Annotated in this window: 7 protein-coding genes; 3 read left to right on the top strand and 4 right to left on the bottom strand. The window is 41.6% G+C overall.

Annotation, left to right across the window (positions count from 1 at the left end; all coding sequences use genetic code 11):
* Positions 1-58: 58 nt before the first annotated feature.
* The 3 genes from rhaM (at position 59) to AC07YT_RS05615 (ending at position 4,506) form a co-directional block, all read left to right on the top strand.
* Positions 59-367, top strand: a complete 309-nt coding sequence (rhaM, locus tag AC07YT_RS05625; RefSeq protein ID WP_086547217.1) for an L-rhamnose mutarotase — start codon at positions 59-61, stop codon at positions 365-367.
* A gap of 4 nt (positions 368-371) precedes the next feature.
* Entirely contained in the window at positions 372-3,143 is a 2,772-nt protein-coding gene (locus AC07YT_RS05620; RefSeq protein WP_086547216.1) for a glycosyl hydrolase, read from the top strand.
* Between the two features lie 109 nt (positions 3,144-3,252).
* The gene (locus AC07YT_RS05615; protein WP_086547215.1) at positions 3,253-4,506 is read left to right on the top strand and encodes a glycoside hydrolase family 28 protein; all 1,254 of its coding nucleotides are present in this window, start codon (positions 3,253-3,255) and stop codon (positions 4,504-4,506) included.
* Between the two features lie 359 nt (positions 4,507-4,865).
* On the opposite strand, the gene AC07YT_RS05610 is transcribed toward AC07YT_RS05615, so the two are convergent.
* The 4 genes from AC07YT_RS05610 to AC07YT_RS05595 form a co-directional block, all read right to left on the bottom strand.
* A complete protein-coding gene (locus AC07YT_RS05610) occupies positions 4,866-6,536 on the bottom strand; it encodes a GH39 family glycosyl hydrolase (RefSeq protein ID WP_086547214.1) in 1,671 nt (556 codons plus the stop codon).
* A 226-nt stretch (positions 6,537-6,762) separates the two neighbouring features.
* Entirely contained in the window at positions 6,763-9,726 is a 2,964-nt protein-coding gene (locus tag AC07YT_RS05605) for a DUF4982 domain-containing protein (protein ID WP_086547213.1), read from the bottom strand.
* Between the two features lie 8 nt (positions 9,727-9,734).
* A complete protein-coding gene (locus tag AC07YT_RS05600) occupies positions 9,735-10,736 on the bottom strand; it encodes a family 43 glycosylhydrolase (protein WP_086547212.1) in 1,002 nt (333 codons plus the stop codon).
* A 401-nt stretch (positions 10,737-11,137) separates the two neighbouring features.
* The gene (locus AC07YT_RS05595) at positions 11,138-13,135 is read right to left on the bottom strand and encodes a RagB/SusD family nutrient uptake outer membrane protein (protein ID WP_086547211.1); all 1,998 of its coding nucleotides are present in this window, start codon (positions 13,133-13,135) and stop codon (positions 11,138-11,140) included.
* Between the last annotated feature and the right edge of the window lie 11 nt (positions 13,136-13,146).

Here is a 13,146-nt window from a genome sequence, read left to right as displayed (position 1 = left end):
GGTTCGTGCGGACACGAACCACGGCGAGGAGAATCCTTAAAAAAATAAAATTGAAAACATGAAAATTGCATTTAAGATGAAACTTAAACCCGGTTTTGAAACAGAATACAAAAAGCGCCACGATGAGATCTGGCCAGAGCTATCAACTTTATTAAAAGAAAATGGGATCAGCGATTATTCTATTTTTTTAGATGAAGAAACCAATACCCTTTTTGCTGTGCAACAACAAAACGGCAGCTCCTCCCAAGATTTGGGCAGCACGCGGATTGTGCAGAAATGGTGGGCATACATGGCCGATATTATGGAAACCAATGCCGATAATTCTCCAAAAACATTCCCTTTAGAAATGGTATTCCATTTAGATTAACGATATGCAATTACATCGATTCTGTTCTGTTCTGCTGTTTAGTACGCTAACTTTTGGTCTGGCCAAAGCACAAAAGCCTGTAAAAAATACCGGTAGCTGGCCGGTTATCGAAAAGCAGATGAAACCCTGGACCCGCTGGTGGTGGATGGGGAATGCTGTAGATGAACAGAATTTAGACCTTGTTTTAAAGAAATATGCCGATGCTGGCCTCGGTGGAGTAGAAATCACCCCAATTTATGGAGCCAAAGGCTTTGAAAAACAATATCTCCAGTTTTTGTCTCCTGAGTGGATGAATATATTACACCATACGGTAAATAAAGCCAATACTTTAGGCCTGGGGGTTGATATGAATACGGGTACAGGCTGGCCGTTTGGTGGTCCGCAGATTAAACCCGAAAACGCTGCAACCAAACTGATTACCCAGCAATACACGCTCAAAGCGGGCGAAAAGTTAACGGAAGCCATTCAGGTTAAAGAAGCCAAACAGGATTTCGCGCAGCTACAGGCTTTAACCGCTTACGGTAATAATGGTGAGGTACTCAATTTGCTTTCTAAAGTTCAGGCTGATGGATCTTTAAATTGGTCGCCCACTAGTGGCAGTTGGGATATTTATGCTGCTTTTGCAGGTAAAACTCGGCAAATGGTTAAACGTGCTGCCCCGGGAGGAGAAGGTTTTACTTTAGATCACCTCGATAAAAATGCAGTTGATGTTTACCTGAAAAGATTTTCGGATGCTTTTGGAAGCAAACCACAAGGTGTTCGCTCATTTTTTAACGACAGTTACGAAGTGTATGGCGCAACATGGACGCCAACCTTCTTTCAGGAATTTAAGAAAAACAGAGGTTACGACTTGGCCAGTCATATTAAAGAATTAAGCGGTAAAGATTCTACAAACGAAAACATAGCCCGTTTAAAATCCGACTATCGCGAAACCATGGACGAACTTTTGCTGCATAATTTTACACAAAACTGGACCGGTTGGGCACATCAGCTTAAATCGGCTACCAAAAACCAGTCGCATGGTTCACCAGGCAACTTGCTCGATCTTTACGGTGCGGTAGATATCCCCGAAACTGAAACCTTTGGTTCGAGTTATTTTCCTATCACAGGGCTTAGGCGCGATGCAGCAGATATCCGTAATGTAGATCCCGATCCAATGATGTGCAAATTTGCCTCATCTGCGGCACATACCGGCGGTAAAAAACTGGCTTCTTCTGAAACCTTTACCTGGTTAACTGAACACTTTAAAACCTCTTTTTCGCAGTGTAAACCAGAAGCGGAGCAATTGTTCTTGGCAGGTATCAACCATATTTTTTATCATGGTACCACCAATTCGCCAACAAATGCACCCTGGCCGGGATGGTTGTTTTATGCTTCGGTAGAAATGAACCCAAACAACAGTTTATGGCCACATGCGCAGGGTTTAAACAATTATATCACCCGTTGCCAGTCTATTCTTCAATCAGGAAAGCCAGATAACGAACTTTTAATCTACTGGCCCATATATGATGTATGGAACAAGGGCAAAGGTTTGGATATGGCCTTAAAAGTACATGATGTTGATGAGTGGTTACATCCAACGGCTTTTTATAAATTATCGAAAGAACTCTCTAAGTCAGGTTATTCTTTTGATTTTGCATCTGATCGGTTATTGAAGCAGTCAACGGTGAACCAGGCATTGATTAGTACCAACGCGGCAGCTGCGCCATATCAGGTACTCATCGTTCCGCAGTGCGAAATGATCAGTCCGGAAACTTTAGATCAGATGATCAAACTGGCCAGCAATGGCGCAAAAGTTATTTTTCAGGCATTGCCTAAGGATGTTCCGGGTTTAAATAACCTGGATGCAAGGAGAGCACAGCTCAAAGCCAGCCTGGCTAAATTGACTTTTACCGATGGTCCTAACGGAATTAAACAATTTAAGATTGGCTCAGGCCTAATCCTATTAGTGAACGATATACAAAAAGCATTAAGTTCGATAGCCATTATCAGGGAAACTTTAACTGATACCGGCCTTCAGTTTATCAGAAGAAAAACAAATACCGGCAAATATTATTATCTGGTGAACCACACGGCTAAAGATATCGATACCGAACTTTCCTTAAATGAAGAAGGCAAAGTTTTAATTATGGATCCGCAAAGCTCGAATGTGGGTGTGGCGGCAATACGCGATAAAAAGGTTCGCGTACAGCTTAAATCGGGGGAGAGTTTGTTTTTAAAAGTGGAGCGTAATGGAACAATCAATACGCCCTGGGTTTATTTAAATAAAGCTGCGAACACCATCAATCTTAACCAGTCCTGGAATTTACATTTTACCGAAGGTGGACCTGAGCTTCCGGCAGATCAGAAATTAGACAAGTTGGTAAGCTGGACCACTTTGAGCGATCCTAAACTACAGGCCTTTTCGGGTACGGGTGTTTATACTTCAGGTTTTAACTTAAGCTCAAAAACCGCTAAAGAATATGTTTTGAACCTGAACCAGGTTGATGAAAGTGCCAGGGTGTGGATCAATGGACAGGAAGTAGGTATTTTATGGAGCATTCCTTTTCAGGCCCGTGTGGGTAAATATTTAAAAGCAGGTCATAATACCATTAAAATTGAAGTGGTTAATTTGATGGCGAACCGAATCCGTGATATGGACATCAAAAAAATACAATGGCGGAATTACCACGAAATCAATTTCGTCAATATTAATTATAAGGATTTTGATGCTTCAAGCTGGAATGTAATGCCTTCAGGATTAATCGGCCCGGTAAGTATTACAGCTTTCAATTAATCCAATAATGGTGTGAACAGACTTAGTTGATCTCAGGTGGCTTAGGTAGTCAAATAACACTACGCATATTGGGAGTCAAGATTATTTACAGGTTATGCAACATTTTATCATGAAAAAACACATTATACTCACTTTGTTTATGGTCATTGCTATAAATGCCATGGCTCAGGATTATATCATCACCAAATTTGGTGTAAGTGCCGATAGCACCAAACTGAATACCAAAGCGATTCAAAGTGTGATAGATAAAGCTTATCAAAAAGGAGGGGGAACGATCGTCATCCCCAGGGGTGTTTACCTTAGCGGGGCACTTTTTTTTAAGCCTAAAACAAAACTGTTGTTGCAGGAAGGTGCTGTACTTAAAGGATCTGATCAGATCAAAGATTATCCATTTATCCCATCGCGTATGGAAGGGAGGAGCCTAAAATACTTCGCCGCATTAATTAATGCGACAAAAGTAGATGGTTTTAGTATTTCGGGCCCAGGCACTATTGATGGAAACGGACTTAAATTCTGGAAAACATTTTGGGCACATCGCGATTCGCTTAAAAAATTAGGAAGGGAATCTACCAACTTAGAGGTGAGCCGTCCACGCTTACTTTTTATCTGGGGATGTAATAACGTGAATATTAAGGGGGTAAAATTGCGTAATGCTGGATTCTGGACAACTCATTTATACCAATCGAATAATGTATTAATTGAGAATTGCGATATCCGCTCGCCATTTCGTCCGGTAAAAGCACCCAGTACTGATGGTATAGACATTGATTTTTGTAGAAAAGTAACCATCAGGAATTGTTATATCTCGGTGAATGATGATGCCATTTGTATTAAAGGTGGTAAAGGCCCTGATGCACAGAAACTGCCGGAAAACGGAATTGTTGAAGACATTTTAATTGAAAATTGTACTATTGGCGAAGCACATGCTACTTTAACCATGGGAAGCGAGTGTATTCATGCACGCAATATTATCATGCGGAACTGCAGGGTAGAGAATACCTGTCCGATTTTAAAAATGAAAATGCGTGGCGATACTTATCAGCTTTATGAAAATATCACCGTAGAAAATATTACCGGGAAATGCGGCGCCATTATCGATCTAAACCCCTGGAAACAATTTTTCGATCTGGCAGGCAGCACAGCAAAACCATTTGGTACCATCAGGAACATTAAGATCACCAATATTAAAGTGGAGGCAACAAAATTTGGCGAAATGGATGGCAATCCTGAAGATAAAGTATCAGGCTTTCTTTTTAAAGATCTGGAAGTTATCACCAAAACGCCATTTTTGAAGAACAGGTATCAGGATGTTAAAATCGAAAACGTAATGGTAAACGGGGCGCCATTGGTGGTTAAACCTTAATCCAAGACTTATTCTTAAGTTAATGATATAGGCTTCGAGATCAAACGATTAGGGTGACAGATTGCAAAGAACGGTCGTCTTTCCCGCGCAGGCGGGAACCACGAAGTGCTCAGCGAAGCTAATCTGAATACAAGATATAAACCTAGCTAAAACATTAAGATTCCCAATCAAGTTGGGAATGACGATCCACCTATACCTGCCATCTCCAGATAAATGTTTTTAACTCACCTTATCATCGGTTTTGTCCGGAAAGCACAAAAAAAATAGTATATATGTGGTCTGTGGAGACACAGACCACGGCAAATTAATACATCTCTATTTCCGTGCTTTCAGTGTTTCCGTGGCAAAAGAGCAAAATACTACCAATCCAGCTTCAATAAAGCTACCCCTTGCCTGGCCAGTTCCATTTCAAAAGCGCCACTTGTCGTGTCAAATTTTCTGGGTTTAGCAGTCATTTTAAGTTGCCCTGCTTTTTCTAACGCTGCAATTTGTTTCGCATCCGGGTTTTGTGGTGACCCCATTTTTTTCCATATCGCATAAGAATTACTGTTTTCAGCATCAATGCGGTATTCGGTTATGGTTACTGATTTGGCAGGTAATTTATTTAACAAAATGGAAATAAGATCTTTCGAATCTGTTTTATCTTCATCGTGATAATTCCACAGCATAACAGCTGCCGTTTTTTCAGCCTTAGTGGCTAAAACACCTATGTCTGTCTGGGCTTTTCTGATGCTCGAATCTAAAATAGAATTTAAATTGTACATGCGGTTGCTTATGGCTTCCACACGGTTCCCTTTCATCTGGCCAAACATCCTGAATACATTTAAAACAGGTTTGTCGACGCCGTTGGTGGCTAAATCGCGAAAACCCGCAAACCAGGGCTGATTTTCAAATTCGAACGACCAGGTAACGGCACCTAACAGATTGATGTTATATTGATCTGTAAGTTCATAAAGCCGGGCAAAGGAGGCTGCGGTATAACTCGAATACATCGTGCCGTTCCGATAAGCATTCTCCGGATTGGTACTCATGCCACAGGCGGCACAACCTTCAGGATCGGATTCGCCAATAATAACAGGGATGTTTTTAAGCTGAGGATATTTACTGATAATTTTATAATTGCCATCAATATTGCGGAGCTGGGTTTTAACATTCATCACCACAGTTCCGTTTGAAACTTTTGGCGATCCTTTGGCATGGAAAAGTACCGCATCTAAAGGCGATCCGATTTTGCCGGTTACATAATTGGTATCGTTTAAACAATGTTTGATAAAGGCATCTAAATACCTGGTACCACCGCCGGTTACATTGGCTCCACCAATTTTTGCAGTGGGCAAAGCCCTTTTAAGTCCATCGGCAGCATAATCGTAAAGTTTAAAGAATTCGGCCTGTGTACCTTTCCAATAAGCACCATCAGGCTCATTCCACACTTCCCAGTACCAGCTTTCTACCTCTGCCTGGCCATAACGTGCCACACTGTGTTTCACCCATTCGTAAACCAGATCTCCCCATTTTTTATAATCTTTAGGTGGATAGGCCCAACCGGTTAAAATCTCCTCATAACGGACACCTGGTTTCCATTTGTGCTGATAAGGAAAAGGTTTGGTTGACAGCGCTTCGGGCATAAAACCAATTTGCGCCAAAGGTTTCATGCCTCTTTTGACGTAGCTATCAAAAATCTGATCAACAATTTTCCAATTGTAAATGGGTTTGCCGTTTGCATCTTCGGTATAAGCATTCGTCGATCCCCATTTTAAAGCAGGGGTACCATCTCCAGAGGTCAGTAAATTATGCGCCCGTACATATACCGGAACCGGACTCAATTTCGAAATCTCCGTTAATAACTTCTGACCATCTTTCATATAGGTATAATTCGGTTCATCATAACCAAACCATGCCCAAATGGGTTTCATTTTCGCTATATTCTTGTCGAAATTAACCTGAATGTTAGCTTTTGATTGAGCATTGGCCGTACAGATAAAAACGGATAAGCTAAAGAATAGGAGGTAAGCACTTTTTAATGTTTTCATCGCTTTTTATTTTAGATATTTCGTCATACTGAACTTGCTTCGGTATCTGTCATGCCTTTAAGACCCTGAATTAAATTACGTTCGGTGAGCTCGGTTAAAGCCCGGTTTACTTCATAGCTTTCCGTTCACTACAGGTCAGGGTGACGACTGTTTAAAAATAGTTAATAACAGACTTCCGAAGTTTTGCCAAGTCACTGACATGTTAACTTCGGAAGCCTGGCACAGCCTAAGGCTGCTCATAAACCTCAGCTTCAATAATGCTTAATCCACCTTTTAATTTGGTTTCCGCACGTTCAACACCATCATCCAGCTTCTTGCCGTTTACCTCTACGCCAACATTCGAATTTTCTTTCTCTTTTCCGGAGCCCACTAATTGTATGGTCACTGTTTTTCCTTTCGTTGCTTTACAATTAGCCGTAAAATAACCCAAACTTGGTTTGCTATTGCCTTCGAAAACCACTTTTCCGTCAACTAAGATCTTTAATGGGTAAATTTTGGTTCTGAAACCATTCAGTTTTAAAGAGACCGCTGACAGGGTACTTTCTTTTGCTAAAGTATATTTGATCCATGCGGTGGCAATTTTTCCATCGTTTACCCAATCGCTCAATTCATTATCATCGAAGCTTAAACTGGCTTTATCGTTATTCGCACCAGCTTCCGCAGCAATAATTTTGATCGATTTCCGCGAAACAGTGTATGATGGATCAAGTGGTGTTGGACCTTTGCTTAAGTTCGGTTTCAAACCATCACCTGGCAGTTGAACAGATAATCCGTTAGTCGATTTAACAGGTAAAGTTTCAAAAGAAAGGTTTGCCATTTGTAAGCCTTCGGCCTTTGCCGTCAGATTAATTTTTCCGGCTGTAGTTGTCGATCTGATGAGCACTCTGTTTATGCCATTTTCAACCGGCAGGTCTTTAGCCAAAATATAGTTATCAGGTCCCTGCGCCAAACCACCACGCCATTCGGCAGGGCCATTTAAGCTGAAGTTGATCTTATTTGAAGCGGTAGGACAACGGTTTCCATTCTGATCGACTACTTCAACCTGCACCAACACCACATCGGCACCATCGGCTTTAAAACCACCCGGATTTTTTATTGTGGTGAATTTTAAAGCAACAGCTTGACCTGCTGTTTTTAACTGGGTTTCTGCCAGTTTTTTCCCGGCCGAAGAATAAGAGATGGCTTTGATTGTTCCTGCCTGATAATTAATGTTTTTAAAAGTGAACAGAAAACCATTACTTTTTTCACCAAAACCAAGTGATTTATTGTTCAAAATCAGTTCGACTTTGTCGCCACTTGCCACCACATATACATTCTTTTTGATGCCAGTTTTGTAGTTCCAGTGCCCTATTAAATGGATGCCTGTTTTTTTAGCGTCGACCCAACCATCCCACATGACCTGGTGTGCAAAAAAAGCATCTTTAGGGATGCGCATGGCATCCACTTCGCCGCTTCTGCGGTAGTTTTCTTCTCCGCGGTGGTGGGTATTCGAATCAGAGAATATGATGTTTACACCACCCGAACTTACCCGGGTTCCTGTTCCAGGGCGCTCTTCGTAATATTCGTTCCAGCGGATTACATCTTCAATCGCAAACGAATCCTGGTTGCGGTTATAATCACTGGCATCAGCGTCTTTATATTTAGGACCAGCGCCGTTTATGTGATAAGGAGGGGAGAATTCATCCCAATATTTTCGCAGGGCTTCATCTCTTGAATACTCCATAGACCATACGGGTTTAGTTGCACTTTTATTGATGTACAACATTTCGCCTCCATATTCCGCTTCAGGGATATCGAGCATTTCTCTCGAACCGATGGCCCTGCCGCCGTTTGGATCATACAGATTTCTGATGTCTTTCATTTCCTGCATGTGCGCTGCACTGATCGATTCGTTTCCACATTCGTAAAAAACGATACTCGGGTTGTTGCGGTTGTAAATAATGGCATCTGTCATTACTGTTTTCCGCTGATCCCAACGGGTTCCGGTTACATCTTTTTCCGAATCTCCGGCAGGCATCGCCTGGATCAAACCAACACGATCGCATGATTCGATATCCTGTTTCCAGGGCGTTATGTGCATCCAGCGTACCAAATTGGCATTGCTTTCTACCATTAATTGGTTGCTATAATCGCTTAGCCATGGTGGTACCGATAAGCCAATTGCAGGCCACTCGTTGCTGCTGCGCTGGGCATAGCCCTTCATCATCATTACCCGGTCGTTTAAGTAAACCATCCCGTTTTTAAATGCTGTTTTTCTAAAGCCGGTTTTGGTTTTAACCTCGTCGATAACCTGGTCTGCCGATTTTAACCTGGAGGTAACGGTATACAGATAACCATAACCCCAACTCCAGAAGTTTAAGTCGTTTACCAATGCCTGTGCTTTTAAGGTTAACGTATCGCCCGCTTTGATAGGGGTTTCTGCAGATTTAAAAGTTTTAACAATTTTTCCATCAAGGTCTTTTAATTCTACCTCGTAAACCAGTTTTTGATCTGTTGCACTTTCGTTTTTGACCTGCGATTCGGAAACAATCACCGCCGATTTACCTTTAATATCAAAATCCTTCGCGTAACAGTAGTTACCAGTGGTTTTTAAGGTCGAATAAAGTGGGAGTGTCTGGTATACCTGACCTGTTACATGCAGGCGTACGTTTTTCGATATCCCACCATAATTGGCATTAAAGTTTTTATCGTTCCATTGATAGCCAGAATTGGTCGCCTTTTCTCTGTAGTTCCAGGCATTATCGATCCTAACTGCAATTACATTTTCTTTGTTTTGATTGATTAAAGCGCTAATGTCAAACCCGAAAGCCATTACGCCATTTTCATGCCGACCAATAAACTTTCCGTTCAGGTAAAATTCACCGGCCTGCCTGATGCCTTCAAATTCGAGGAATATTTTATTGTTTGCATTGATTTCTGAAATGGTGAAATGCTTGCGGTACCAGGCAATACCAGTTGATAAATCTTCTATCGATTTTTTAAAGGCCTCATCTTCGTTCCAGGCATAGGGTAGGGTAATGGCTTTCCATGTTTTGTCGTCAAAATCGCTACTTTCTGCACCAGGTAAATCGCCAACATAAAGTTTCCATCCAGGATTAAAATTGTAGGTTTTTCTGTGCGTCGCAGGTTGCTGTGCCAGAGCAACAACAGGCAGTAGGGCAACCATTAAGAAAAGGTAAATGTGCTTCATTATATTGGTTAGGGTTTTAATTGAATAGGTAAGGGTTTGTCACGGTTGCAGCTGATTTCGCCATTCAGGTATTCCAGTTCGGCCAGTTGAATTACACTTCTTCTCGTTGTTGCGTTGTCAACGCCTTTATTTTCAGGTGTTCGGCCTGGATGGGTAAAATAGTAAATATAAGCTTTATCTCCGTTCACCACCACATCGGCATGACCACCCATTACACCATCATCGGTTCCTTTTCCGGGTTCCTGTAAAATATTTTTAGGCTGGCGTTTCCAGCTGAGGAGATCGGTTGAAGAATACAGGCCAAGGCCGTTCCAGTTGTCGACCACCATCCAATAGGTGTTTTTCCAATAAAATACTTTTGGACCTTCACAGCCTTTATCGCCAATCAGTTTTTTGCCGTTATCTTCCCAATGGTACAAATCTTTACTATCGGCATAATAGATCGATTTGCCTGCCATTTCATTATTATAATACATGCGCCAGCCCTTATTATCAGGCAGCTTAAACACACAGGCATCAATACAGCGGTCGGAAGCAAGCTTTAATTTAGATTCGAATTTCCAGTTGATGAGGTTTTTGCTGGTCAGGTGAACCATGTACCTTGGATGACGCCAATCTTTAAAAACGCCTGGTACATAGGTTAAATACATGTGGTATATCCCTTTATTTTCGATTACTTCAGGCGCCCAATGGGTATAATCGGTTAACCGGTATTGAATATCGCAGGTGTCACGGTATTTCCATATTACACCATCTTTCGATTCGGCAATGCCAATCCTTGTGCCATGCACCCAGCTTACCCCATCTAAATTTTTTTCGTTAGCCCTGCGGTTGGTATAAAACATAAACCATTTTTTTTCTCCTTTATTCCAGATCACCACCGGATCGGCAGCGCCATCGTAAACAGGATCACTGTACAATGGTTTGGGAACGGCTTGTACTTTATTGCTTTTTTGGCCAAAGGCGTATATCGAAAATAACATCAAACAGGCAAGCAAGATTTTCTTCATCTCTGAATTCGTAATTAAATGGACTTCTTCTATTTCACAGGGAAATGAAGCACCATTAATAAAAAGGAAATATTTGGTTAAATAGTTTAAACGAGTTTAGCGTTTAAAATTGAGAGCGCCATCCTGCTCTATCCTGTAGAAAATGGCCAGAACACATGTAAGCGGCTTTAAATGCTTTTCAAACGTTTGAAATTATGGTTTCGTGGCTGATATTGAGCGGTAACAAATACAATACGAAGTAGAGGGAGGGGGGAAAGGTTGCATCATAAGTTAATTTCTCATCAGATGCTGTCATGTTAGGTCCTGTCGAAACAATCAAAAGTGTTTAAAACAAGTCTTTCGACAAGCTCAGGATGACAAAACTATATTTATAATGCAACCTTTTTTATAGCCTAAACTGATTACCAGCCAGGGTTTTGCATCGCCTGTTTTTGCTCCGCAGTTAAAGGCTCGCCACCAATTTTAAGTACATCCAAGAAACTTTGAGGGATAGGGCGCAGGTAATGTTTGCCTTCTAGCGGTTTAGCTTCCAGGTTAAACGCAGCGGTACGTGCCACTAATGTTTTGGTGCGGGCCAGGTCTTCCCATCTCATCAATTCGCCCATCAATTCTCTGGAGCGTTCATCCAAGATAAAGGCTTTGAATTTATCTGCATTCGAGCTTGCACCAACTTTATCATAAAAATCTTTGCTGGAGTTAAAAATATCAGCCTCACTATTTAAATGCATCGAAGATAATGTATTGGTGGTGGTTACCGGAATATTGTTCGATTCGAAATAAGTGTTTTTGTCTGAATAGGAAACAATTGCAGAAGTAACCGCAGGATTGGTTTTATAAGCAATTCCACCATCAACGTAAGAAGAACGGTCTTCTCCGTCTTTATAGGCAGCGCGATCGCGAACCGTATTTAGGTAAGGAATGGCCTGAGCATACTGACCTAATCGTCCGTAAGCTTCTGCTGCAATTAAATAGGTCTCGGCAAGGCGGGCCAGAATTCCGTCACGCTGGCCGAACTGTGAGGCAACAAGGTTTCTGGAACCATCCATAAATTTAGATAAAGCCACATACTGGTTCACACCGTAATTGCCATGGGCATTTAAGTAACTTTGTGGTTGGCCGGCAAAATACCTTACAAACATAGATGGTTTGCGGCGGGCCAGATCGGTTGGTAAAGCAGGATCGGCCTTATCAACTATTGGTGTATATCGGGTATCGCCGGCATTGTTTACAATATACAAAACAGCCTCTTCGCCCAATGCAAATTTTGGTTGCCCTTCCTGTGCTGGAGTAGGTGCACTGCCTTTAACCCATTTTGGGATACTGGCTGCATTATTGGATACATAACGTGTTTTGAAGCTTTTCCAGAATCTCGAGTCATTCACACGGTCAAAAACATCCAAAGCATAATCTGTCGATCTCATGCGCTGAAATTCGCGTCCGCCTGCTATATCGCGTATCATTCCCGGAAGGGTTTGGTAAATGGATGGATAATACAAATGTATTTGGTTACCATATCTTCCCTGGGTTGCGGTATTGTTCGAAAACTGGGCAGCCAGGATAACTTCACGGTTGGTTTCGTTTGCACCATCAACTGTGGTGAAGTTCCAAAGATCGCTATAGTTAGTGGCCAGGCTATGCTGGCCGCTGCCAATTACTAAATCAGCATATTTAATCGCATTTTGCAGATCGGCTGTTTTAGTATCGCCATTCCAGTCGTTGTTCATTTCACTTGCCCGGAACAGATAAGCCTTCGCCAGAAAGTGAGCAGCTGCCCATTTGGTAATTCTTCCTCTTTCTGCAGGAACTGATGGGAGCAGGTTATAGGCTTGTGTAAAATCCTGAATGACCTGTTCGTATACTTCTTTAGCCGAATTCCTTGTAAAATCTTCTTTAATGGTTTCTAATGATTCGAGCTGTAGAGGCACACCTCCATATTGTTTAACCAGTTTAAAATAATCGAAGGCACGCATAAAATAACCTTCTCCCAGGCGGATATTTTTATTGGCCCCGGTATAATAAATAGGTACATTTTTAATCACAATATTGGCCGAATTAATATTGGTGTACATGTTGTCAAAAACAGCCTGCACATCTACATTTAGCGAATTTAAGGTTCCATCATAGGAGTTCCACATTTGCTCGGTTCTGTCGCCACCTACGGTAAACTCATCAACCCCGTAATTGGTGCTGGTGTAAGCCCAGGTATAATTAAAATGGAATTTTAAACTTTGGTACATACCTATAACCAGGCCATCTAATCCCTCTGTTTTTTGAAAATCGGATGTATTGCGCGAGTTGATCACTTCTTCATCCAGGAAACTTTTTTTACAGGAAGTGGGGAACACCATTAAGCTTCCTAACAAAGCCACTCCTGATATTATATTTATAATCTTTTTCATAATCAATATTT

Source organism: Pedobacter sp. GW460-11-11-14-TSB4 (assembly GCF_059423705.1).
Note: the sequence above shows the minus strand (reverse complement) of the source record. Positions and strands in the feature narration are given on the sequence as shown.